This is a genomic window from Serratia sp. CY74737 (assembly GCF_052166775.1).
GTDB lineage: Bacteria > Pseudomonadota > Gammaproteobacteria > Enterobacterales > Enterobacteriaceae > Serratia > Serratia ureilytica.
Map to the genome: position 1 here is coordinate 252,859 of NZ_JBJNOF010000001.1, position 22,800 is coordinate 275,658.

Annotated in this window: 19 protein-coding genes; 6 read left to right on the forward strand and 13 right to left on the reverse strand. The window is 59.6% G+C overall.

Going from position 1 to position 22,800, the window contains the following annotated elements; translation table 11 throughout:
* Window positions 1–14: 14 nt before the first annotated feature.
* Together yejM and ACJ8PE_RS01275 are read right to left on the reverse strand one after the other, a co-directional pair.
* Window positions 15–1,796 carry an LPS biosynthesis-modulating metalloenzyme YejM gene (gene yejM, locus ACJ8PE_RS01270; RefSeq protein ID WP_197792611.1) on the reverse strand — a complete coding sequence of 594 codons (1,782 nt, stop codon included), beginning with the start codon at window positions 1,794–1,796 and terminating at the stop codon, window positions 15–17.
* Window positions 1,797–1,805: 9 nt separating this feature from the next.
* Window positions 1,806–2,033: a YejL family protein gene (locus ACJ8PE_RS01275; protein ID WP_004935782.1), complete on the reverse strand. Its 228-nt coding sequence runs from the start codon at window positions 2,031–2,033 to the stop codon at window positions 1,806–1,808.
* Between the two features lie 211 nt (window positions 2,034–2,244).
* On the opposite strand from ACJ8PE_RS01275, the gene yejK reads away from it, so the two are divergent.
* On the forward strand, window positions 2,245–3,252 hold the full coding sequence (gene yejK, locus ACJ8PE_RS01280; protein WP_197792612.1) for a nucleoid-associated protein YejK: 1,008 nt from the start codon (window positions 2,245–2,247) through the stop codon (window positions 3,250–3,252).
* An 84-nt stretch (window positions 3,253–3,336) separates the two neighbouring features.
* On the opposite strand, the gene rplY is transcribed toward yejK, so the two are convergent.
* Together rplY and ACJ8PE_RS01290 are read right to left on the reverse strand one after the other, a co-directional pair.
* Window positions 3,337–3,621: a 50S ribosomal protein L25 gene (gene rplY, locus ACJ8PE_RS01285; RefSeq protein ID WP_004935776.1), complete on the reverse strand. Its 285-nt coding sequence runs from the start codon at window positions 3,619–3,621 to the stop codon at window positions 3,337–3,339.
* Between the two features lie 162 nt (window positions 3,622–3,783).
* Window positions 3,784–5,541 carry a DEAD/DEAH box helicase gene (locus ACJ8PE_RS01290; RefSeq protein WP_197792613.1) on the reverse strand — a complete coding sequence of 586 codons (1,758 nt, stop codon included), beginning with the start codon at window positions 5,539–5,541 and terminating at the stop codon, window positions 3,784–3,786.
* Between the two features lie 316 nt (window positions 5,542–5,857).
* Here ACJ8PE_RS01290 and rsuA point away from each other — a divergent pair, with 316 nt between their 5' ends.
* The 3 genes from rsuA to ACJ8PE_RS01305 all read left to right on the forward strand — a co-directional run bounded on the left by rsuA (window position 5,858) and on the right by ACJ8PE_RS01305 (window position 8,749).
* On the forward strand, window positions 5,858–6,571 hold the full coding sequence (gene rsuA / locus ACJ8PE_RS01295; protein WP_033652527.1) for a 16S rRNA pseudouridine(516) synthase RsuA: 714 nt from the start codon (window positions 5,858–5,860) through the stop codon (window positions 6,569–6,571).
* Between the two features lie 41 nt (window positions 6,572–6,612).
* Window positions 6,613–7,809, forward strand: coding sequence for a Bcr/CflA family multidrug efflux MFS transporter (locus ACJ8PE_RS01300; RefSeq protein WP_033643821.1), 1,197 nt, complete (start codon window positions 6,613–6,615; stop codon window positions 7,807–7,809).
* 595 nt (window positions 7,810–8,404) lie between these two features.
* Window positions 8,405–8,749 carry a YejG family protein gene (locus ACJ8PE_RS01305; RefSeq protein ID WP_004935763.1) on the forward strand — a complete coding sequence of 115 codons (345 nt, stop codon included), beginning with the start codon at window positions 8,405–8,407 and terminating at the stop codon, window positions 8,747–8,749.
* Between the two features lie 8 nt (window positions 8,750–8,757).
* Here ACJ8PE_RS01305 and yejF read toward each other — a convergent pair whose 3' ends face one another.
* From yejF to ACJ8PE_RS01345, 8 genes are all read right to left on the reverse strand, one after another.
* Window positions 8,758–10,368, reverse strand: coding sequence for a microcin C ABC transporter ATP-binding protein YejF (gene yejF, locus ACJ8PE_RS01310; protein WP_197792614.1), 1,611 nt, complete (start codon window positions 10,366–10,368; stop codon window positions 8,758–8,760).
* A gap of 1 nt (window position 10,369) precedes the next feature.
* Entirely contained in the window at window positions 10,370–11,395 is a 1,026-nt protein-coding gene (locus ACJ8PE_RS01315) for an ABC transporter permease (protein ID WP_197792615.1), read from the reverse strand.
* Window positions 11,392–12,486: a microcin C ABC transporter permease YejB gene (locus tag ACJ8PE_RS01320; RefSeq protein ID WP_033643818.1), complete on the reverse strand. Its 1,095-nt coding sequence runs from the start codon at window positions 12,484–12,486 to the stop codon at window positions 11,392–11,394. Before ACJ8PE_RS01320 ends, ACJ8PE_RS01315 begins: the two co-directional genes overlap by 4 nt.
* A gap of 9 nt (window positions 12,487–12,495) precedes the next feature.
* Window positions 12,496–14,307, reverse strand: coding sequence for an extracellular solute-binding protein (locus tag ACJ8PE_RS01325; protein WP_042785061.1), 1,812 nt, complete (start codon window positions 14,305–14,307; stop codon window positions 12,496–12,498).
* Between the two features lie 89 nt (window positions 14,308–14,396).
* Complete coding sequence (locus tag ACJ8PE_RS01330; RefSeq protein ID WP_033652531.1) at window positions 14,397–15,983, reverse strand: cyclic di-GMP phosphodiesterase; 1,587 nt, start codon at window positions 15,981–15,983, stop codon at window positions 14,397–14,399.
* A 392-nt stretch (window positions 15,984–16,375) separates the two neighbouring features.
* The gene (mepS, locus tag ACJ8PE_RS01335; RefSeq protein ID WP_033643815.1) at window positions 16,376–16,951 is read right to left on the reverse strand and encodes a bifunctional murein DD-endopeptidase/murein LD-carboxypeptidase; all 576 of its coding nucleotides are present in this window, start codon (window positions 16,949–16,951) and stop codon (window positions 16,376–16,378) included.
* 410 nt (window positions 16,952–17,361) lie between these two features.
* Entirely contained in the window at window positions 17,362–18,072 is a 711-nt protein-coding gene (locus ACJ8PE_RS01340) for a phosphatase PAP2 family protein (RefSeq protein ID WP_197792616.1), read from the reverse strand.
* 77 nt (window positions 18,073–18,149) lie between these two features.
* Window positions 18,150–19,124, reverse strand: a complete 975-nt coding sequence (locus ACJ8PE_RS01345) for a CobW family GTP-binding protein (protein WP_033652532.1) — start codon at window positions 19,122–19,124, stop codon at window positions 18,150–18,152.
* 319 nt (window positions 19,125–19,443) lie between these two features.
* Here ACJ8PE_RS01345 and ACJ8PE_RS01350 point away from each other — a divergent pair, with 319 nt between their 5' ends.
* Complete coding sequence (locus tag ACJ8PE_RS01350) at window positions 19,444–19,752, forward strand: type 1 fimbrial protein (protein ID WP_004935734.1); 309 nt, start codon at window positions 19,444–19,446, stop codon at window positions 19,750–19,752.
* 61 nt (window positions 19,753–19,813) lie between these two features.
* On the opposite strand, the gene ACJ8PE_RS01355 is transcribed toward ACJ8PE_RS01350, so the two are convergent.
* Window positions 19,814–21,286: a mannitol dehydrogenase family protein gene (locus ACJ8PE_RS01355; RefSeq protein ID WP_197792617.1), complete on the reverse strand. Its 1,473-nt coding sequence runs from the start codon at window positions 21,284–21,286 to the stop codon at window positions 19,814–19,816.
* A 291-nt stretch (window positions 21,287–21,577) separates the two neighbouring features.
* On the opposite strand from ACJ8PE_RS01355, the gene uxuA reads away from it, so the two are divergent.
* On the forward strand, window positions 21,578–22,768 hold the full coding sequence (gene uxuA, locus ACJ8PE_RS01360; RefSeq protein ID WP_047025329.1) for a mannonate dehydratase: 1,191 nt from the start codon (window positions 21,578–21,580) through the stop codon (window positions 22,766–22,768).
* Window positions 22,769–22,800: the final 32 nt, after the last annotated feature.

The window sequence follows — 22,800 nt, forward strand, 5'->3', positions numbered from 1 at the left end:
TTAGTTTTAGGCAGTTAGTTGGCGATAAAGCGTTTTACATCGGTCAGCACCTGCAACAGCAGAGCAAGCTGCGGTTTCTCGTCTTTTATTTCATCGCCGTTCTGATCGTAGACGCGATAGTTGCCGCTGTTGTCCAGCATCAGCGTCTGCGTCGGCGTGGTGATCACCAGCTGGTTGCCATCGCCGGTGGCGATCCAGTTGTTGCGGCGCTGGGCGGTAAACAGATCTTCGCCCTGCGAATAGTCTTTCGGCGCGGTTTTCACGTGCAGCAGCCGTTGCATCAAGGTACGCATCACGTCGTTATGGCCGGTCAGCTTGTTGATGGTCTGCGCCGGCGTGCCCGGCCAGTGGATCACCAGCGGCACCTGCAGCTGCGCCTGGTTGAAGGCGGTGCCGGCGCCCCATTGGCCTTTGCCGCTGTCGTTGAACTCGACGCCGTGCTCGGCGGTGATCACCACCACGGTTTTATCCAGCAGGCCACGCTGTTTCAGGGTATCCAGCACCTGGGCTATCTGGGCGTCCACGTCCTGAGCGCCGGTGCGATAGCGTTGGATAAAATCGGCCGGCGCCGGAGTTTTAGCGCCTTCGGCCGGCTCGGCGCCGCTGAAGTTGATATAGGAGAACCACGGCTCTTTGTCGCCCTGATCCGCCAGCCAGCGTTGCCATTGCTGCGTGGTTTGCGCGTCGCTTTGCGGCGCCGGCGTCGGCAGCGAGAAGTCGGTCAACAGGGCCTGACGGTACAGGCTGGCGTTGAAGCCGTCGGACGAGAACAGCCCCAGTTGGTAACCCTGCTCGCCGAGCGCGTTGATCAGCGCCGACGGCTTGCGGCCGGCGAGCACGCTGTCCAGATAGGTCGGGGAAATGCCGTAGAACAGGCCGAACAGCCCGGTGTCGGCGTGGTTGCCCGAGCTGTAGTGATCGCTGAAGCGCACGTTTTCCTGGGCGAAACGCGTCAGCGTCGGCATGTCCTGCGCCACGTCTTTGGCGCGAATGCCGTCCACCACGATCATCAGCAGGTTATAGCCGCTGCCTTTATCGCCGTAGCTGAGATCGCTGAGCGGGTACTCCACCGCCACCGCTTCCGGATTGCCCTGTTGCACCAGGCGGCGTTCATATTCCTGCTGATCGAGCAGGCCGTGTTTTTCGAGGAACTTGCGCGCGGTCATCGGGTACGAGAGCGGCAGGTTGGCCCGCTGCATGGTGATCGGGCGATAGAAGTTGGCGTCGGCCCAGATGTAAATCAGGTGCGAGGCGAAAAAGGCGCTGATGAACAGCGCCGCCAGCGGCTTGCCGAAACGGCGGCGGTTCAGGCTGCGCAGCTTCTGCCAGCTCCAGGTGCCGAACAGCATCTCCACCAGGAAGATCACCGGCACGCAGATAAACATCAGCTGCCAGTCGCGCGACAGCTCGCTTTGATCCGGGTTGACCACCAGATCCCACACCACCGGATTTAGGTGCAGGTGGAAATGGGAGAACACCTCGCTGTCGACCAGCAACAGCGTGAGCCCGGCGGTGGCCAGCGCGGCGGAAATAAATCGCAGCAGCCGCTGCGACATCACCACGAAGGTGAGCGGGAAGATCACCAGCAAATAGCCGGCGAACACGATAAAGCTGAAATGCCCCAGCAGGCTGACCAGGGCATAGACCCGGCCCAGCAGGGAAGCGGGCCAGTCGGTGACAAACAGGTAGCGGCTGCCCAGCCCAAGGGCGAGCAGGATGTTGAATAAGGCGAACCAGTGCCCCCAGCTGATCATCTGGGAGACTTTTTCACGATAACGCTGACGGTTTGTCACCATAAATAAATATTAATGCGCTTTATCTTCACGGACAGAAGCCTGTAGGGCTTCCGCGAACGATCTCGCCAGGGTTTTCCGCTGCGCGGGGGCAACGCTGGTGTTGATCAAATTAGTGACCATATTGCCCAGCACCATCAGGGAAAGATCGGTGGGGGTATGGTGTTTTTCCAGAACATTGACCAGCTCTGAGAGCAGTTGTTCAACGTGTTCGTCACTGTAACGGGATGATTGTGGCATAAAATTGCGCTTAGTAATCTGCAAAGTGCCCTATCTTACCGTATAGGACAGTGATTTTCCGCTCTTTTATCACTTCCTGTCATTCGGGAAAGGGTTCGCCCGCGACGGGGCGGCTCACCGCTGCGCCTTTCCGGTTTGCCGCGGTTTTTTAGTATTGCAGGGCGGGGCCTTCAGTGTTTGAATACGCGCCTAAAGAACAGGAGGATTTACCATGAGTCTGGATATCGACCAGATCGCTCTGCACCAGTTGGTGAAACGCGACGAGCAAACGCTGGACGTGGTGCTGCGCGATTCCTTGCTTCCCACCAACGCGGCGGTGGAAGAAATGATGGCGGAACTGCATCGCGTCTACAGCGCCAAGAGCAAGGCCCTGGGCTTGTTCAACGAGGGCAGCGAGCTGGCGGAAGCGCTGCGCACTTGCCGCAAGGACGATAAGGACTTTCTGGCTTTCAGCCGCGCGGCGACCGGCCGTCTGCGCGACGAACTGGCGAAGTATCCATTCGCCGAAGGCGGCGTGGTGCTGTTCGGCCAATACCGTTATCTGGCGGTCGAGTACCTGCTGATCGCGGTGCTGAACAGCCGTAACAGCATGCGCGTCAACGAAGAGCTGGATATCAACACTACGCACTATCTGGACATCAACAACGCCGATATCGTTGCGCGTATCGATCTGACCGAGTGGGAAACCAACCCGGAATCGACCCGCTACCTGACCTTCCTGCGCGGGCGCGTGGGCCGCAAGGTCGCCGACTTCTTCATGGACTTCCTGGCGGCGTCCGAAGGGTTGGACACCAAGGCGCAAAACCGCGGGCTGCTGCAGGCGGTGGACGACTACTGCGCCGACGCGCAGCTGGACAAGAATGAACGCCAGTCGGTGCGCCAGCAGGTGTACAGCTACTGCAACGAACAGCTGCAGGCGGGCGAAGAGATTGAACTGCAGGCGCTGTCGCAGGAACTGTCGCCGGTCGGTGAGAAAGACTTCATGCAGTTCTCCAGCGAGCAGGGCTATCAGCTGGAAGACAGCTTCCCGGCGGATCGCGGCACGCTGCGTCAGCTGACCAAATTCGCCGGCAGCGGCGGCGGCATCAGCCTGAACTTCGACGCCATGCTGCTTGGCGAGCGCATTTTCTGGGATGCGGCCACCGACACGCTGACCATCAAAGGCACGCCGCCGAACCTGCGCGATCAGCTGCAGCGCCGGACCGGCAGCGGCAAGTAAGCGTGCCGAAGTGCAGACAATAAAAAACGCCGCAATTGCGGCGTTCTTTATTTCGGCGTCCCGAAAGGTTCGAAAACGTAGCGATTAAACGCGAACGAAGTCGATGTGAGCCAGTTTTGGCTTGAACGGGTGACGCTGTACAGCCTGAACCTTAACTTTGGTTTCTTTACCGTCGATAACCAGAGTTACTGCTTCGCTGTAGAATTCTGGTTTAGCTTCCATGTTCTTGACAGAATCATGATCCAATTCGATGGAAACTGCAGCTTCTTTGCCACCGTAAACGATAGCTGGGAATTTGTTTGCTGCACGCAGGCGGCGGCTCGCACCTTTACCCTGGTCTTTACGTACTTCTGCATTGATAGTGAACATTGTTTTTTCTCTTAAAAGAAAATTTACCCTGCTACAGGCGACCCAAGTAGCAAGTTCGGAATTCCGCTTTAACGCTGGGCAGGCCCAGGTAAAGCGCGCGGCATTTTAACGGAAAGCCGCCCGCAGGGCAACGAAAACCTGCCCAGATTGAGGGCCGTTCGCTCAGGCCAACTGATTGGCACGGCGGAAACGGCCTTGATAATCGAACACTTTCTCACGCACCTGCCAAAACTGCCCGCGCTTGCGCGCCACCACGAAATCCGGATGGCGCAGCGCCTGCTGTTGCGACAGCACGTCGGCGGCGGTGTGCCAGGCGAACGGCACGCCCGGCGCGCGCTGGTGCGGGCGCAGGAACAGCATCTCGAACGCTTTGCGCTGCGCCGGCGTCTGCAGGCGGAAGCGCTCGCTGGTGCTGGTGCCGTCCTCGTCGTAATAGGTGGCCTTCAGCCATTCGCCCTTGTCGTCGCGGCCGCTCTGCAGTTCCATGCCGCCGCAGCGCAGCACCAGCGCGTCTTTCAGCTTCAGCGCCGCCTTCAGCATGTCGTCGGGATCGACCAACACCTCCTGACACTGATGGCAGCGGCGTGCGGCGATGTCGTTCTCCGCGCCGCAGTGCGGGCAGCTCTTGAACCGGAAGCGGTAATTGCACTGTTCGCGGTGGCCGTCGTCGTCCTCCAGCCAGCCCTGGCAGCGGCGGCCGTAGTGTTCGATGATGTCGCCGTTTTCGGTGCACTTGCCCCAGAACAGGTTGGCGAAACCGCAGGCCGGGCAGAACACCTGCACCGGCTGGCTGTCGCCGTGCGGTTTACTGACGCCGACCTCCGGCGTAAACAGATCGTGCGGGTTGCCGGCGTAGTCGAGGATCAGGCAATCCTTTTTGTCGGGAGCCAAACGCAGCCCGCGCCCGACGATCTGCTGATACAGGCTGACGGACTCGGTGGGGCGCAGGATAGCGATCAGGTCGACGTGCGGCGCGTCGAAGCCGGTGGTTAACACCGCCACGTTGACCAGATAGCGCAGACGCTGCTGTTTGAACGCCTCGATGAGCGCATCTCGCTCGGCGGGCGGCGTTTCGGCGCTGACCAGCGCGGCTTCGCCGTTCGGCAGCAGGCCGTGGATCTCGCGGGCGTGCTCGACGGTGGCGGCGAAGATCATCACGCCTTTGCGATCGTCGGCGTACTCTACAATCTGGCTGATGATATGCGGCGTGACGCGGTTTTGCCGTTTCAGCTCACGGTTCAGGTCCGCTTCGCTGAACAGGCCGTTGCTCCTGGCCTCCAGACGGCTGAAGTCGTATTGCACGATCGGCATATCCAGCCGCTCCGGCGGCACCAGAAAACCGTGTTTAATCATGTAGCGCAGCGGCAGCTCATAGATGCAGTCGCGAAACAGACTGGCACCGTCGCCGCGGGTGAAACCATGGTAGTGGTACTGGTAAATCCAGCCCTTGCCCAGCCGGTACGGCGTGGCGGTCAGCCCCAGCAGCCGCAGCTGCGGGTTGGTTTTCTGCAGGTGCTGGATGATTTGCTGGTACTGGCTGTCGTCGTCATCGCTGATACGGTGGCATTCATCGACGATCAGCAGCGAAAAGGCGCCGTCGAACAGCGGCAGGTTGCGCGCCACCGACTGCACGCTGCCGAACACCACCTTGCCGGCGCTCTCTTTCTGCTGCAGGCCGGCGGCGAAGATGTCCGCCTCCAGGCCGTAGGCGCAGTATTTGGCGTGGTTTTGCGCCACCAGTTCCTTGACGTGCGCCAACACCAGCACTCGCCCACGGGCGCGCTTCGCCAGCTCGGCGATCACCAGGCTTTTGCCGGCGCCGGTCGGCAGCACGATCAGCGCCGGCTCGGGATGCCGCCGGAAATGGTTGATGGTGGCTTCGACCGCTTCCAGTTGGTAGGGGCGTAGGGTAAAGGCCATAAATGAACGCCGTAGGTTGGAATGGGCCGCGGGGGTTAGGTTTGTCAGCGCTGTTGCCACAGAAACGCTGACATTTTACGCCCCGGGCGACCGAGAAATGTCTATATTATGCCTTCTGAGCGCGCGCGGTGCGAGAAGCGTGAAAATTACCCCTGTCGGGCAGCGCGTTGTGCCGCTATACTCGTGTGACAGCAATCGCTGTGCCCCCACGCGATTTCCCCCCTGAGCCTGCCATTTGCACCCGGTGCAACGGCGGGCGTCATATTTTGGCAATACGATCAATGCGATCATAACAACGACAGGCAAAGCAGATCCCATGCGATTGGACAAGTTTTTATCTCAGCAGTTAGGCATCAGCCGTGCGCTGGTCGCGCGCGAACTTCGGGCTAAACGCGTCACCGTAGACGGTGAGGTGGTGAAGAGCGGGGCTGTCAAACTGACCCCGGAACAAGAGGTGGCGTTCGACGGCAATCCGCTGCAGCAGCAGAACGGCCCGCGCTATTTCATGCTCAACAAACCGCAGGGTTACGTCTGCTCCACCGACGATCCTGATCATCCGACGGTGCTGTACTTCCTCGATGAGCCGGTCGCGTACAAACTGCACGCCGCCGGACGGCTGGATATCGACACCACCGGGCTGGTGCTGATGACTGACGACGGCCAGTGGTCGCACCGCGTCACCTCGCCGCGCCACCACTGCGAGAAAACCTATCTGGTGACGCTGGAGCACCCGCTGGCGGAAGACACCGCGCAGCGTTTCGCCGCAGGGGTGCAATTGCATAACGAGAAAGATCTGACGCGGCCGGCGACGCTGGAGCAGGTTGACGAGCATGTGGTGCGCCTGACCATCAGCGAAGGGCGCTACCACCAGGTGAAGCGGATGTTCGCTGCGGTCGGCAACCGGGTGATCGAGTTGCACCGTGAGCGCATCGGCGCCATCGTGCTGGATGACGATCTTGCGCCGGGCGAATATCGCCCACTGACCGAAGAAGAGATCGCCAGCGTGGGCGCGCCGCACCTGCAGGACTGATAACCGATCATTGATTGCGGCCGATTAAGGAGTCGTGGAACGTGCAACAGAACCGAACCTCTCATCTCGGTTTGATTTTCATTCTGGGCCTGCTGTCCATGCTGATGCCGCTGGCCATCGACATGTACCTGCCCAGCATGCCGGTGATCGCCGCCCAGTTTGGCGTCGAGTCCGGCAGCGTGCAGATGACGCTCAGCGCCTATATGCTCGGCTTCGCCTTCGGGCAGCTGTTCTATGGGCCGATGTCGGACAGCATCGGCCGCAAACCGGTGATCCTGTGGGGAACGCTGATCTTCGCCATTGCCGGTTGCGCCTGCGCCATGGCGCAGTCGATCGATCAGCTGATCGGATTGCGTTTCTTGCACGGCCTGGCCGCCGCCGCCGCCAGCGTGGTGATCAACGCCTTGATGCGCGACATGTTCACCAAGGACGAGTTCTCGCGCATGATGTCGTTCGTCATTCTGGTGATGACCATCGCGCCGCTGCTGGCGCCGATGATCGGCGGGGCGCTGCTGCTGTGGTTCAACTGGCATGCCATCTTCTGGACCATGGGCGCCGCGGCGCTGATCGGTTCACTGCTGGTGGCCTTGTTCATCAAGGAGACGTTGCCGAAAGAGCGTCGACAGCGGTTCCACCTGCGCACTACGCTGGGCAACTTCGGTTCGTTGTTCCGCCACAAGCGGGTGCTGAGCTACATGCTGGCCAGCGCCTTCTCGTTCGCCGGCATGTTCTCGTTCCTCAGCGCCGGGCCGTTCGTCTACATCGAACTGAACCATGTTTCGCCGCAGCACTTCGGTTACTACTTTGCGCTGAATATCGTCTTCCTGTTCCTGACGACGCTGATCAACAGCCGCAACGTGCGGCGGTTCGGCGCGGTCAAGATGTTCAAACTGGGGCTGCTGGTGCAGCTGGCGATGGGGCTGTGGCTGCTGGCGGTGAGCGCCGTCGGGCTGGGCTTCTGGGCGCTGGTGATCGGCGTAGCGGTCTATCTGGGGTGCATCGCGATGATCTCCTCCAACGCCATGGCGGTGATCCTGGATGATTTTCCTCATATGGCGGGCACCGCGTCTTCCCTGGCCGGCACGTTGCGGTTCAGCATCGGCGCGCTGGTGGGCGCGGTGCTGTCGATGGCGCCGGGCAAGAGCGCCTGGCCGATGGTCACCTCGATGGCGCTGTGCAGCATTGTGGCGGTGTTGTTCTATCTGTACGCCAGCCGGCCGCGCGATCGCGCAGCCTGACGTTCTCCAGGTTCGGGGCGAGGTTGCCCCGAGCCGTCACAGGGTTGCGCCTTGCCAGTTTGCGGTGCAACCGGCAATGAAAATTTTGTTGCCAAACATATGCCTGCTAATCAATTGGGCGTTTACCCTTCTGTGTGCTTTTTGTTAAAAAATACCGTCGCTGAGCTGCCCGATATCCTCCGGTATGCGCGGCGTTTTGCCGGCGGGTCGGTGCGGGCGGTTTGCATTAGGGGTGATGTAAATCAAGGCATTAGCGGAGGACGGTGCGCTAACGCGACGGGTGAAATGTTTCTTCAATGTAAAAATATGGCGACGAAAAAGTAGTCGCATTGCAAGAAAAAAGAGTTGAGATCGCTGCGGGAAAGGGTTACATATAACGCAAAAATGCGAGCTGAGTCGCAAAATGCCGTGAAATAACACCGCACGGCGCGCCAAAAAATGGCACGGCATCGGCAAGCACGGGGTCAGGTTAATGGCTTGCGGCAAAATTTACATTTAAATAACATTTGTGCGCGGCAGAGTCGGGAGTCAACGGCTATAACTTAGTAACCCTGTCAGGTAAAAGTGTTTCACCTTTTCAAACTAGGGATTTCATGTGGAGAGTATCCAACTTTCGGTAGTGCATCGCTTGCCGCAAAGTTATCGTTGGCTATCCGGTTTCACCGGCGTAAAGGTCGAACCGATTCCGTTTAACGGAATAGACGAGGATAACAACCTGATTGGGCTGAAGCTGCTCAGCCATGAAGGGGCCGAGGCCTGGCAGGTGATGCAACAGCTTAATCTGTCGTTGCAGGAGATTCAGGTCGACTGCGCGATCGTCGAATGGGAAGGGGAACCTTGCCTGTTCGTGCAGCGCAGCGATGAGAGCGCGACGATGTGCCGCCTGAAAAACGTCGGCGCCGCGATCGCCGAACCGCTCAGCGCGCAATACCCCTTCTGAATTCGCCGCTAATCCGCCAACTGCAACAGTTGTCGGGTATAGTCGGCTGCGGGCGCCGCGAAAATCGCCCGGCAGTCTCCCTGCTCAACCACTTCTCCCTGTCGCAGCACAATCACCTGGTGGCACAGCGAACGCACCACCTGCAGGTCATGGCTGATGAACAGATAAGCCAGCCGGTGGCGTTGCTGCAGCGATTTTAGCAGCGTCAGGATCTGCGCCTGCACCGATTTATCCAGCGAAGAGGTCGGCTCGTCGAGGATCAGCAGCTGCGGCTGCAGGATCAGCGCGCGCGCGATGGCGATGCGCTGGCGCTGGCCGCCGGAAAACTCGGTGGGGTAGCGGTGGCGCAGCTGCGGATCCAGGCCGACCTCCTGCAATACCTCGATCACGCGCTGTTCCCGCTGCTCGGCGTTCAGCCGCTGGTGCACTTCCAGCCCTTCGGCGATGATCTGCTGTACGTTCAGGCGCGGGTTGAGGGCGGAATACGGATCCTGGAAGACGATTTGCATCCGGCTGCGGTAGGGCAGCATTTGTTTCATCGTCAGCGGGTGCAGCGGTTCGCCGTCGAACCAGATGGCCCCCTGCGAGGCCAGCAGACGCAATAGCGCCAGCCCGGTGGTGCTTTTACCCGATCCGGATTCCCCCACCAGCCCCACGCTCTCTCCGGCGCGCAGTTCGAAACTCAATGACTTCAACGCATAGTGATAGTCCACCGTGCGGCGCAGCAGGCCGCGCCGAATGGGGAATCGCACCTGCAGGTCTTCCACCTTAAGCAGCGGCCGCTCATCGCCGGGACGCGCGCTGGCTGTGGCCGGCAGCGGCAGCGGTTCGCCGACGTCCTCGGCGGCCAGCAGTTGCCGCGTGTAGGGATGCTGCGGCCGGCTGAACAGCTGTGCGCGGCCGTTTTGCTCCACGCAACGGCCCTGACGCATCACCGCCACGTTGTCCGCCAGACGGCGCACAATATTCAGGTTATGGGTGATGAACAGCAACCCCATGCCCATTTCTTGTTTCAATTCTTGCAACAGCGTCAGGATCTGCGCCTGGATAGTCACGTCGAGCGCGGTGGTGGGTTCGTCGGCAATCAGCAATTTCGGGCGGGTTAACACCGCCATGGCGATCATCACGCGTTGGCGTTCACCGCCGGAGAGCTGATGCGGATAGTCCTGCAACCGGGTTTTGGCCTGGCGGATGCCGACGCGCTCCAGACAGTCGACGATCTCTGCGCGCGCGGCTTCGCGCCGCAGGCCGCGGTGCAGCATCAGCACTTCCGCCAGTTGCTTCTCAATGGTGTGCAGCGGATTGAGCGACACCATCGGTTCCTGAAAGATCATCGCGATCTGATTGCCGCGCACCTTGCGCAGTTCAGCCTCCGGCGCATGCAACAACGAGTTGCCGTTGAACAGAATATCGCCGCCAGGGTAAACCACCGGCGGCGCGGGCAGCAGTCGCAGTATCGACAGGGCGGTGACGCTTTTGCCGGAGCCGGATTCTCCTACCAGCGCCAGCGTTTCCGCCGGGGCTATTTGCAAAGAGAGTTCGTTGACCACCGGCGTGACGGCGTCGCCCTGGCGGAAGGCGATGCTGAGATCCTGGATGGCGAGCAGAGGTGTAGCCATATCAATGTGCCTTGCTGGGGTCAAAGGCGTCGCGTACCGCTTCGCCGATAAAGATTAATAACGACAGCAGCACTGCCAGCACCAGGAAGGCGGTGATGCCGAGCCACGGCGCCTGCAGATTGTTTTTGCCTTGCAGCAGCAGTTCGCCGAGCGACGGCGAACCGATCGGCAGACCGAAGCCGAGAAAATCGAGCGACGTCAGGGTGGTGATCGAGCCGCAGAGGATAAACGGCAGGAAGGTCAGCGTCGCCACCATGGCGTTGGGCAGCATGTGGCGGGACATGATCACGCGATCCGGCACGCCCATGGCGCGTGCGGCGCGGATATAGTCATAGTTGCGGGTGCGCAGGAACTCGGCGCGCACCACGCCCACCAGGCTCATCCAGCCGAAAAGAATAGTGATGCCGAGCAGCCACCAGAAATTGGGCTGGACGACGCTCGACAGCAGAATGATCAGAAACAGCGTTGGCATGCCCGACCACACTTCGATAAAGCGTTGCCCCCACAGATCGAAACGCCCGCCGTAATACCCCTGTGTCGCGCCGACGCACACGCCGATCAGGCTGGAAAACAGCGTCAGCGCCAGGCCGAACAGCATCGAAATGCGAAAACCATACAGCACGCGGGCCAGCACGTCGCCGCCGTTGCTGTCGGTGCCCAGCAGGTTATGGCGCGAAGGCGGGGAGGGGAAGGGCACCTCGGTGGCGAAGTTGATCGTGTCGTAGCTGAAACGGATCGGTGCCCAGATCGCCCAGCCATGCCGGTCGATTTGGCGCTGGACGAACGGATCCTGATAGTCGGCTTCGGTGTTCAGTTCGCCGCCGAACGCGGTTTCGCTGTAGTTGATCATAAACGGCAGGTATAGCCGGCCTTCATAACGCACCAACAGCGGTTTGTCGTTGGCGATAAGATCGGCGGCCAGGCTGAGCGTGAACAGCGCCAGAAAGATCCACAGTGACCAGTAACCGCGGCGGTTGCGGCGAAAACGCGCCCAGCGCGCCTGATTGATTGGGCTAAGGCGGCTCATTGGCGGGCCTCGAAGTCAATGCGCGGATCGACCAGGGTATAGGTGATATCGCTGAGGATGTTCAACAGCAGGCCGATCAGGGTGAAGATATATAACGTGCCGAACATCACCGGGTAGTCGCGCTGCAGCGTGGCGTCGTAACCCAGCAGCCCCAGGCCGTTGAGCGAGAACATCACCTCAATCAGCAGCGAGCCGGTGAAAAACATGCTGATAAAGGTAGCCGGAAAACCGGCGATCACCAGCAGCATGGCGTTGCGGAACACGTGGCGGTACAGGATCTTTTTCTCGTCCAGGCCCTTGGCGCGAGCGGTGGTGACGTACTGTTTGCGGATCTCGTCGAGGAACGAGTTTTTGGTCAGCATGGTCAGGGTGGCGAAACCGCCGATCACCGTCGCCAGCACCGGCAGCGTGATGTGCCACAGATAGTCGGCGATCTTCGCCGGCCACGAGAGGGTATCGAAGTTGCTGGAGACCAGGCCGCGCAGCGGGAACCAGTCGAGATAGCTGCCGCCGGCGAACAGCACGATCAGCAGGATGGCGAACAGGAACGCCGGAATGGCGTAGCCGATAATGATCAGCGTGCTGCTCCAGGTATCGAACGCGCTGCCGTTGTGGACGGCCTTGCGGATGCCGAGCGGGATCGACACCAGATAGATGATCAGCGTGCTCCAAAGGCCCAGCGTGATGGAGACCGGCAGGCTTTGGCCGATCAGTTGCATCACCGAAGCGCCGCGAAACAGGCTGTCGCCGAAGTCAAAACGCATGTAGTTCCACAGCATGGTGAAATAGCGTTCATGCAGCGGTTTATCGAAGCCATAACGCTGGGTGATCTCGGCGATCACCTCCGGATCCAGGCCGCGCGAGCCGCGGTATTGCCCTTCGGTCGCGGCCGGGACGCCGGCTCTGGCGTGCCCCAGGCCTTCATTGACCCCGCCGCTGCCGAAACCGCTGCCCTGACCCAGTTCGATGGCGGCGATGGCCTGATCGACCGGGCCGCCGGGGGCGATTTGCACGATAAAAAAGTTGATGGTGATGATCGCCCACAGCGTGGGGATCACCAGCAACAGTCTGCGTATCAGATAGGCCGCCATGCCGACTCCTTATTGCCGTTGAGCCGGCAAGCGCGCCGCCTTGTTGACGTCGTACCACCAGTTGTCGAAGCCGATGGCGTAGGCCGGGCGGATCGGCGGCGTGGAGAACTTGTCCCAATAGGCGTAGCGGTCGTGGTTGGAGTACCACATCGGCAGCATGTAGCGGTTCCAGGTCAACACCCGATCCAACGCGCGGCCGAGCGGCAGCAGCGCTTTTTCGTCGCCCTGATGCTCAGCGATTTGCCTGACCAGGCTGTCGACCGCCGGGTCCTTGACGCCGGGGGTGTTATAGCTGGAGTTGATGTACTCCGAATCCCAAATGATGCGTAAATTGGCGGTGGGGAACGGCATCGCCATGTACACCGTCGGCATCATATCGAAGTCGCGTTCGCGCATGCGGCGCGTATATTGCGAGGCGTCGATCTCGCGGATTGCCATATCGATGCCCAACCGCTGCAGGTTGTGGCGGAACGGCAACACGTACTGGAAGTTGCTGCCGCTCAGCAGCATCAGCTCAAAGGCGAACGGCTGGCCGGTTTTGGCGTTGACCAACTTTTGATTTTTGACCACCCAACCGGCCTCTTTCAACAGTTGGGTCGCCTTCAGCAGATTTTGCCGATCGTTGCCGCTGCCGTCGGAGGCGGGCGGTTGATAGATGCTGGTGAACACCTCAGGCGGCACCTGGCCTTTGAGCGGCGCCAGCAGCGCCAGTTCGGCGGCGTCCGGATAGCCGCGGGCGGCGTAGGCGGTGTTTTGGAAATAGCTGTCGGCGCGTTGATAGGCGTTGTAATACAGCGCCTTGTTCATCCAGTTAAAGTCGAAAGCCAGGGTGATCGCCTCGCGCACGCGCGGGTCGGCAAACAGCGGTTTTTGGATGTTGAACGCCAGCCAGCGGGTGTTTTGCGCCGCCTGGTTGGTCTCGTCCTGTTTGATGATATAGTTGCGCGCGAAGTTGCCACCCTGATACTGGGTGGCCCAGCTCTTGGGCGACGGCTCGATGCGGAAATCGTAAGCGCCGGCCTTGAACGCTTCCAGCGCCACTTTATCGTCCAGATAATAATCGTAGCGAATGCTGTCGAAGTTATAGCGGCCGCGGTTCACCGGCAGGTTGGCGGCCCAGTAGTCCCGCACCCGTTGATAGGTGATGTACTGGCCGAGGCGATAATCGCCGATTTTATACGGGCCGCTGGCCAGCGGCGGCGTGTTGAGCGGCTCGTTGAGCTTATGGTTTTGCCAAAAGGCGGCCGGGAGAATAGGCAGGCTGCCGAATAACGACAGCATCGCTTCTTTGTTCGGCTGCGGGAATTCAATGCGCACCGTCAACCGAGAGATGGCTTTGACCGTGACGCCTTTGTAGTAGGAGCGAAACTGCGGCACGCCCTCGGCCATGAATTTGCTGAAGGTGAAGGCCACGTCGGCGGCGGTGATCGGGCTGCCGTCGTGGAAACGCGCGCGGGCGTTGATATCCACTTCCACCCAACGCATGTCGGCCGGGAAGCGCGCCGATTCGGCAATCAGCGGATAAAAGCTGCCGGGTTCGTCGTCGGACGTTGCGAACAGCGTGTCGTAAAGTTGATCCGTGCGCTCGCCGGGCACGCCCCGGGTAGCGAAGCGGTTGAAGTTATCGTAGGTGCCGATGGCCGCCAGGCGCACGTCGCCGCCCTTGGGCGCCGCCGGATTGACGTAGTCGAAATGGCTGAAGTCGGCGGCGTATTTCGGTTCACCGAGAAGGGCGAAAGCGTAGCTTTCGTTGAGGGCTTCGGCCTGCGAGGCGAAGCTCAGTGCCGAGAGCACCAGAGCAGCGAAAATGCGCACGGACATCAGACGGTAAGCTCCTGCTGTGGAATAAAGTACAACCGGCGCCCAGCATAACATTCTTCGGGCGGGCGCAGGGTAAAGATGCTTAAAGATTAACTATTTTTTTCCTGATAATCAAAGACCTGATGAGCATTGCAGTAAGCGACGAAATTAGCGATGCTAAGCGGCTTGCTGAAGTAATAGCCCTGCATGAAGTTAACGCCGCGTTCTTGCAGGAACTGCATCTGCTCGGCGGTTTCCACGCCTTCGGCCACCGTCAGCATTTTCAGCTTTTTCGCCAGCGAAATCACCGCATCCAGCACCGGCGCGGTGACGGTGTCCTGGCCGATGGTGTTGACGAAGCCGCGATCGATCTTCAGGTAATCCATGGTGAAACGCTCAAGATAGATCAACGCGCTGTGGCCGGTGCCAAAATCGTCCACCGCGATCTCGATACCCTGTTTGTGCAGCCAGTCGAACTCCGCCAGCGCGCTCTCTTCTTCCACCATGCCGCGTTCGGTGATTTCGAACACCAGCGTAAAGTAATCGCCCGGCAGCTGCGCCAACAGTTCATACACGTCCTGATGGAATGACGGCGCGCTAAGGTGGGCGGGGGAAATATTGAGGCCGACCTTGCCTCCCCGCGGCAGCGCCTTGGCGAGCTGCGGCGCATCTTCGGCAATCAGCCTGAACAGATGGCGGGTGAGCGGCACGATCAGCCCGTTGCTTTCGGCGTACGGGATAAAGACATCCGGGGGAATGCGGCCCTCGATAGGATGCTGCCAGCGGATCAACGCTTCCAGCCCGCCGATGCTGTTGCTGCCGGTATGGAACACCGGCTGATATTCGATGAAGAACTCGTTGCGCTTGATGCCGCGCAGCAGCGCGCGCTCCGGGCTTTGCCGCAACAGCAGCATGTAGTAGCAGAGCACGCCGATCATCAGCGACAGCACCAGGCTGCCCAGCAGCGTCAGGCGAATATCGTTAGGCGTCAGTTTCTCGTTGTAGAACAGGATGCTCAGCGGCAGATTGGGCAGCGTCAGGGTGTCCGCCTTGTCTTGAGGCAACTGTGCGATCGGCATCAGGTTCGGGCTGAAGGTGGTCAGCGCGCGGTTGCCCATCACGATGGCGATACCCGGCGCCTGCTCGTCATGCGAAGTGAACAGCAGGTAGGGCATCAAATTGATGTCCAGCGTGGCGAGGATGCCGGTCGCCGATGCGCCAGGATGCCGTAGCCAAACCGCGACCGCCGGCTTGTCCGGCACGATCGGCGTGCCCTGCTGCAGCTTCAGATCCAAAGGCAGGTGGGTATCGATGTCCTGATACAGGTTTTTCATCGGCAGCATCATGTCGCCGGTGGCGGAGGAGCAGTAGGCGTAACCGTCTTTCACCAGCAGGAAGGTGCGTACGCCGCTGGTAAAGGCCGCCTGATAGGTGATGTCCGACTGGCTTGAGAGACAGGGTTTGTCCAGCAGCGGCATCATTTTTTGCATGACATCCGTCAGGTGCGAGATATAACCCAGCGCGAATTTTTGCGTACGCGCTTCAACCTTGTGTTGATATTGCGTGCGCTGGTGGTTGATCAAAGAAAGTGTGACCGCGGTGAATAGCGTAAAAAATAGCAGGGCGGCGACGACGCTTTTGGCCAGACTGCGTTGTCGGTGCGACACGCTGCGAGAGAACGCCCTTTTCAAGCCCATAACCGAGACCTCTGCAACGGGGCGTCAGGCGTGTCGCGCAGCCATTTAATGGATTGTGCCAACGGCTTTTTATTCATTTTTTGCCTTTTATCCCGTACCCAACCGGCGACGCCGTTTAAATACAAGGCGTCGCCGACAGAAATATAATGCACCTATTAAGCGGAAACGTTTTAAATAACGCCGGGCGCGCCGTTGCCGTCATCTGACGATAATAGGCGAGTTTTTCCTCGTCGGCGCGATTTCCGGCCGGCAGTTTATCAAAATAATGGTGTGAGGTGACGATAAGGCCTGGCTCAGCCCCGGGGGCTCTCATTCGACAGCCAAAAAAAACGCCGCCCGTAGGCGGCGTTTATCGCTCGTTTGGTATTCAGGATCTTCAGGGCGTTGCGCCGTCAGCCGTTGGTCAACACTCGGCGCGCTTCTCGATAACGTTTATTCCAATAGTTATCGGTCAGCTTGGAAATCATGACGCCACTGCTGGTAGAAGCGTGAACGAACTGATCGTTGCCTAAATAGATGCCGACATGGCGCCCGGTAGAACCGGCGCGGAACAGCACCAAATCGCCGGCGCGCAGTTTGGTGCGCTGGATTTTCTTACCGAGGTCTTCCTGTTCGTAGGTAGAACGCGGTAAATCCATGCCGAACTGTTCGCGGAAGGTGCGCTGTACAAACGCCGAGCAATCGATGCCGCGCTTGGTGTCACCGCCTAAACGGTAGCGAACGCCTTTCCAGTCCGCGTACTGATCCATAATCTTTGATTTGACGTCAACGTTGCGGACCATCGCTTCGAATTCATCCTGAGAGGCTTGCAGTAAAAGACCATCTTTGTCATTAACTGCACGCATCTCAGTTTGTGCGTTACTCAAGTTCGAAGTGTGAGTCGAGCTGCACGCTGACAGCATAACCGCAGCGGCAATTGCAGGGACTACCCGCAAAAAATATCTCAGAAACGGTTGAGATTTGACCATTGTTGTTGTTTTCCCTTGAAGTCCTTAACGACGAAAGTCGCTACCTGAAAAATGCCAAACGAAACGAGCCTAGTCCGCACCTGTTGCATCGACAATCAGTTACCGTTGAAAACGTGCGGGAACGCACATTTTTATCGGATTCCGTACTGATTCGACTTAAACCAGGCACAAACGCATCTGAGATTACCGGAACAAATAGGGGATTGCGAGTCTTTTTCCGGTCTTTTTTATATGAATTTGTGATGTAACATAATGTAAATCTTCATATAAAAAACGCCAATTGTCCGATGTATGAATCTGGCGTGAAATCAGGTTGCAAAAGCGTTAACGGGGGGCGGAGAAATTTTGCGCATCGCGAGGGGATAAAACGCGGGAGGCGGGCGCCTCCCGGAATGACTCATAGACGTAAGTTATGGTTGGCCGGGGCGGGGCTTGCCGGGCAACAGACGATTCAACCGTTCGATAATCCAGTCGCTGCAAGGCGTCATCAGCACCCAACTGGCGCCAACCAAGACCACGGACAGCGAGCCTACGGCGATATCGGTAAACCAGTGGGCGCCAATCATCACGCGCGGCAATGAAAAGATCAGCGTAATCAGCAGGGCGACGGCGAAGGCGCCGCGGCCGAAATAGCGCAGCATAAAGCAGGAAAAAATAATCAGCATCATGCCGTGGTCGCCGGGGAAGCTGTCGCCGGAGGCGTCCTTGGTGGGGATGCCGGTCAATGCGCTGACGCGATTGATATTGTCGAAGGTCAGGGTGGGGCTCGGATGCTTCACCGGCAGCAGGTGGCCAAGCTGATTCAGCACCACGGCGGTCAGCAGCATCACCACGCCGGTGATCACCAGACGGCGGCGGCCGGCGGCGTCCTGCTTCAGGTAGAAGTACAAATACAGCAGGCCCATGGCGAGCAGCGAAATCACATCGAACGCGCGGTTGTTGGTGATGGCCACCAGGTGCAAAAATGCCGGGTCGGTGGCCAGATGGCGGTTAAAGAAGAAGAAGATCGCCGAATCCAGGGTAAACCAGCCGCCGTGATTGGCCGGCAGGAACCAGGACAGAAACAGCGCAACGCCCAGTAAGTTGAAGAAGAGAATGAAGGGTAAATTGCGGCGTGTCATGACATAAACCTGTTGGAAAAATGAAAACGAAACAAAACCGGCCGCCCTGCGGCAACCGGGGGGCAACGGTACGGGGTTTAACTTAAACGAATCTTAAACAAGGCGGATTGCAGGGCGTTCCAGTCGGCATTTTCGCTGTGGATCAGTTCAACCCGGCTGTCGAGCGGCGCGTTCGGGCGGGTTTCGATGTTGAGATCCTGGCCCTGGCGATTGATCAGCAACGTGCCTTCGGGGATGCGCACCACGCCTTTGGCACGTTCGACCGGCGCCAGCCGCACCCATTCCATAAAGCCGACGGTGTCGAACCGGGTGTCGCCGTCAAAAATCCAGCCGCAGCTGGTGAAGCCTTGCCCTTCGTTCAGCGCTCGCCGCCAACGCGCGTTCTCCGGCAGCCGCAACGCCGCCAGTCCCTGTGTTTTCGCCTGACCATGATGATGTCGTGCGTCCGGCAATTCTGTACGATTTGTGCGAGGAAGTGACAACAACGCGACATCCGCTTCGCCTTGCGCGATGGCGTAGCAGGGCCGCTGCAGCGGATCTTGCGCCGTCCAGGCTTCCAGCGCCCGTCTGTCTTCCGGCCGATAGGTATCGCTTTTGCTGGCCAGGATAACGTCGGCCGCGGCCAGCTGATCGCGGAAGTTTTCGTTGTCGCGGTAGCGGGGCTGACTGAGTTGACGGGCATCCAGCAGGCACAGCGTGGCCTGCAGATCGATCCAGCCGGCATAGCTCTCCTGGGTCAGCAGCGACAGGATTTGCTTCGGATGCCCGAGCCCGGTCGGCTCGATCAGCAGACGGTCCGGTTTGGTCTGCTGCAACAGCATATTCAGACCCACCTGCATCGGCAGGCCGTTGACGCAGCACATGCAGCCGCCGGGGATCTCTTTGAGCACCGCACCGCTGTCCGCCAGCAGCGCGCCGTCGATGCCTATTTCGCCGAATTCGTTGACCAGTACCGCCCAGCGTTCATGCTCGGGCTTATGGGCCAGCAAATGGCGGATGGCGGTGGTTTTACCGCTGCCGAGGAAGCCGGTAATCAGATTGGTTTTAGTCATTAATCATTCCTGGGTGCAAAAATCAACCTGCCTAATAAATGAGCGATTCTGCGCGGTCGCGGCGGCGAGCGCGATTTAATTTGTGCTCTACCTCGCAAATTTTGCACGCCACCCTGCGCTTTTCAACCGGCAAAATCCACTTTTTTTGGCAAGAAAATTCTTAGATAAAACCCTGTATTAGATACGGTTAACTTTTGTTAGTAGCTTGTTTTTACATTGTTAATGACGCGATTAACGATCAAATCTCGTCCCTTTCCTTGCGATTATTCCGAACAAGATCCTCTATGGTTAAATTGGCTTAACTAAAAATGAGGTTGCCATGAATACCTTTCGGTTATTTTTGATCGTAGGAATGTTGTTTTCATGGACGGCAGTGAGTCAGGCAGGAGTGGCCGGCGGGGTAATTCGCTTCGTCGGCTCTATCGTTGAAAGTCCTTGCACGGTCAAGATTGCAGATTCTAAGGCGAATACGCAATGTTACCGCAACGGCCAGCATTATCAGGCCCAGCAAGCGTTGTCAGGTTTTGATACTACACGCAAAGAACTTCCGCTGAATCTTGGCACAACCGAAATGAAGTGGGTAGACCAACAGAAGAAACTTGCTGTTATGACGGTCGTTTATCGTTAAGTCGTTCCGCCATGCCGGCGTAACGTTACGCCGGCATGGTTATTCTCAGCCTGCAGGCACTTCACCGCTTCACCCACTCCTTCACCGTTTCACGCGCACCGCGATCGCGCAGTGACAAATAGGCTTGCGTCACCGCCTCGATAAACGCGGCATGCGTCGCCAGCTGTTCGCCAAACACCGATTTCAGCGCCAGGAGCGCCGTTACGCGCCGCCGATCGTCCGGAGTGGCGGCGATCGTCTGTTGCAGGACATCTGCCAGCGGATCGCGAATGTCGATGGGTTGGCCGGCGTCATCGACACCGCCGACGTACCGCATCCAGCCCGCCACGCCCAGCGCCAGCCCGCCATAGTCGCCGCCGTGCCGCAGATGCCAGCGCACGGCGTCCAGCAGGCGCTGCGGCAGCTTTTGCGTGCCGTCCATGGCGATCTGCCAGGTGAGGTGTTGCAGCGCCGGATTGCTGAAACGCGCGATAAGCTGCGCGGCGTAGTCGGGCAGACTGATGCCGGTGACGTTCAGGGTCGGGGCCTGCTCGCACAGCATCAGCCGCTGTGCGGCGCGGCGGTAGTGCTCGTCCGCCATGCACTCGTTGATATAGCGGTAGCCGCCCAGGTAACCGAGATATGCCAGGAACGAGTGGCTGCCGTTCAGCATGCGCAGCTTCATATGCTCAAACGGCAGCACATCGCGGACCAACTGGGCGCCGGCCAGCTCCCACGCCGGGCGTCCGGCGGCGAAATTGTCTTCCACGACCCATTGAATGAAGGGCTCGCAGGCGATGGCGCATTCGTCACGCACGCCGCCCAGCGCGGCGGCGATCTCGTCCAGCGTGGCCGGCGTGGCGGCCGGCACGATGCGATCGACCATGGTGCAGGGGAAGGTGGCGGCGGAGGCGATCCAGTCGGCGAGCGACGGATCCCGCGCCTGCGCCAAATCGAGCACCGCCCGGCGCAGCACGTGGCCGTTCTCCGGAATATTGTCGCAGGAGAGCAGGGTGAAGGCGGGCAGCTCGCGTTCACGCCGCAGCCTCAGCGCTTCCACCAAAATGCCGGGCGCGGTCTGCGGCTGATGCGGCGCCGCCAGATCGGCGACGATCCCCGGATGCCGCCGATCCAGCCGCCCGCTGCCGGGTTCGATGCAGTAGCCCTTTTCGGTAATGGTCATCGAGACGATCGCCACCTGCGGTTCGGCCAGCTTCTCCAACACTGCGGCGATGCCCTCCAGCTTGCGGTGCACGCTCTCATGCACTGCGCCGATCACCAGGGCCTGATGGCCGTCCGCGCCTTTCTCCAGCACGCTGTATAAATGATCCTGTTGCCGCAGCGCCTGAAACAGCGGCACGCCGCCGGACAGGCTGATCTCGCAAATGCCCCAGTCGCCGCCCTGGGCGTTCAACACCCGATCGGTCAGCAGCGCCTGATGCGCACGGTGGAACGCGCCGAAACCCAGGTGCACGATGCGGCTGCGCAGGGCCCGGCGATCATAATTCGGTTGCCGGACGGCGCCCGGCAGCGGGGTGTTGGCGATCGTATTCATCTCATCTCCAAAGCGAGTAGACAGCTGGCGGGCCACTTGCGTCAAGTTAGCGGACCAGTTTGCCGACGCATGGGCAGCGGGGCCCGGCGATAAAAAACTGCCACCAGTCTAAAGTTGTCGGCAGGTTAAGGGAATTGGTCAGGCCAAAATAAGCCAGAATCGTGAAGCGGATCAACCAATGAACGGTTCAATTTTGACAGCGCGCGGTGAAAGAGTAAGTTAAAGCTAGCTGACATCTAAATTAAACTGGTATAACAACATCGCGATGCGAGACAGGCATAAGGACACAACATGGAACAAACATGGCGTTGGTATGGCCCGAACGATCCGGTCTCTTTGGATGACGTGCGTCAGGCTGGGGCGACCGGGGTGGTCACGGCGCTGCACCATATTGCGAACGGCGAAGTCTGGCCGATCGACGAGATCCGCGCGCGGCAGGCGCTGCTGGCGGAAAAAGGGCTGGTGTGGTCGGTGGTGGAGAGCGTGCCGGTACATGAAGAGATCAAAACCCACAGCGGCGATTGGCGGCGGCATATCGCCAACTATCAACAGACGCTGCGCAACCTCGCGGCCTGCGGCATCGACACCGTCTGCTACAACTTCATGCCGATCCTCGACTGGACGCGCACCGATCTGGCCTATTCGCTGCCGGACGGTGCCAAAGCGCTGCGTTTCGATCAAATCGCCTTCGCCGCGTTCGAGCTGCATATCCTACAACGCGCCGGCGCCGAGGCGGACTATACGGCGCAAGAGCGCAGTCAGGCGGCGGCCTATTTCGCCGCCATGAGCGAGGAGGAGAAAGCCACGCTGACGGGCAATATCATCGCCGGGCTGCCGGGGGCGGAAGAAGGCTATACGTTGGAGCAGTTCCGCCGCCGCCTGACGGAATACGACGGCATCGACAAGGCGCAGCTGCGCGAAAACATGGCGGTCTTTCTGCGCGCCATCGTGCCGGTGGCGGAAGAGGCCGGCATCCGGCTGGCGGTGCATCCCGACGATCCGCCGCGGCCGATCCTCGGCCTGCCGCGCATCGTCTCCACGATCGAAGACATGCAGTGGCTGAAGCAGACCGTCGACAGCATTCATAACGGCTTCACCCTATGCACCGGTTCCTACGGCGTGCGCGCCGACAACGATCTGGTGCGGATGATTGAAACCTTCGGCGATCGCATTCACTTTACCCACTTACGCGCCACCTGCCGCGAGGAAAACCCGAAAAGCTTCCACGAGGGGGCGCATCTGCAGGGCGATGTGGACATGGTGGCGGTGATCGAAGCGATCCTGACCGAAGAACTGCGTCGGCAGCGGGCGGGCGATCGGCGGCCGATCCCGATGCGCCCCGATCATGGGCATCAGATGCTGGACGATTTGAAAAAGAAAACCAATCCGGGCTATTCGGCCATCGGGCGGTTGAAAGGGCTGGCGGAGCTGCGCGGCGTCGAGCTGGCGCTCAAGCGGCGCTTTTTCCCGGAATTGCCGTAGCGGAAAATGAAACGGGGCCGAATATCGGCCCC

Excerpts from the sequence above, each read along its gene's own strand:
- yejM (WP_197792611.1), bottom strand. The coding sequence starts at position 1,796 with ATGGTGACAAACCGTCAGCGTTATCGTGAAAAAGTCTCCCAGATGATC.
- ACJ8PE_RS01275 (WP_004935782.1), bottom strand. The coding sequence starts at position 2,033 with ATGCCACAATCATCCCGTTACAGTGACGAACACGTTGAACAACTGCTC.
- yejK (WP_197792612.1), top strand. The coding sequence starts at position 2,245 with ATGAGTCTGGATATCGACCAGATCGCTCTGCACCAGTTGGTGAAACGC.
- rplY (WP_004935776.1), bottom strand. The coding sequence starts at position 3,621 with ATGTTCACTATCAATGCAGAAGTACGTAAAGACCAGGGTAAAGGTGCG.
- ACJ8PE_RS01290 (WP_197792613.1), bottom strand. The coding sequence starts at position 5,541 with ATGGCCTTTACCCTACGCCCCTACCAACTGGAAGCGGTCGAAGCCACC.
- rsuA (WP_033652527.1), top strand. The coding sequence starts at position 5,858 with ATGCGATTGGACAAGTTTTTATCTCAGCAGTTAGGCATCAGCCGTGCG.
- yejF (WP_197792614.1), bottom strand. The coding sequence starts at position 10,368 with ATGGCTACACCTCTGCTCGCCATCCAGGATCTCAGCATCGCCTTCCGC.
- ACJ8PE_RS01315 (WP_197792615.1), bottom strand. The coding sequence starts at position 11,395 with ATGAGCCGCCTTAGCCCAATCAATCAGGCGCGCTGGGCGCGTTTTCGC.
- ACJ8PE_RS01320 (WP_033643818.1), bottom strand. The coding sequence starts at position 12,486 with ATGGCGGCCTATCTGATACGCAGACTGTTGCTGGTGATCCCCACGCTG.
- ACJ8PE_RS01325 (WP_042785061.1), bottom strand. The coding sequence starts at position 14,307 with ATGTCCGTGCGCATTTTCGCTGCTCTGGTGCTCTCGGCACTGAGCTTC.
- ACJ8PE_RS01330 (WP_033652531.1), bottom strand. The coding sequence starts at position 15,983 with ATGGGCTTGAAAAGGGCGTTCTCTCGCAGCGTGTCGCACCGACAACGC.
- mepS (WP_033643815.1), bottom strand. The coding sequence starts at position 16,951 with ATGGTCAAATCTCAACCGTTTCTGAGATATTTTTTGCGGGTAGTCCCT.
- ACJ8PE_RS01340 (WP_197792616.1), bottom strand. The coding sequence starts at position 18,072 with ATGACACGCCGCAATTTACCCTTCATTCTCTTCTTCAACTTACTGGGC.
- ACJ8PE_RS01345 (WP_033652532.1), bottom strand. The coding sequence starts at position 19,124 with ATGACTAAAACCAATCTGATTACCGGCTTCCTCGGCAGCGGTAAAACC.
- ACJ8PE_RS01350 (WP_004935734.1), top strand. The coding sequence starts at position 19,444 with ATGAATACCTTTCGGTTATTTTTGATCGTAGGAATGTTGTTTTCATGG.
- ACJ8PE_RS01355 (WP_197792617.1), bottom strand. The coding sequence starts at position 21,286 with ATGAATACGATCGCCAACACCCCGCTGCCGGGCGCCGTCCGGCAACCG.
- uxuA (WP_047025329.1), top strand. The coding sequence starts at position 21,578 with ATGGAACAAACATGGCGTTGGTATGGCCCGAACGATCCGGTCTCTTTG.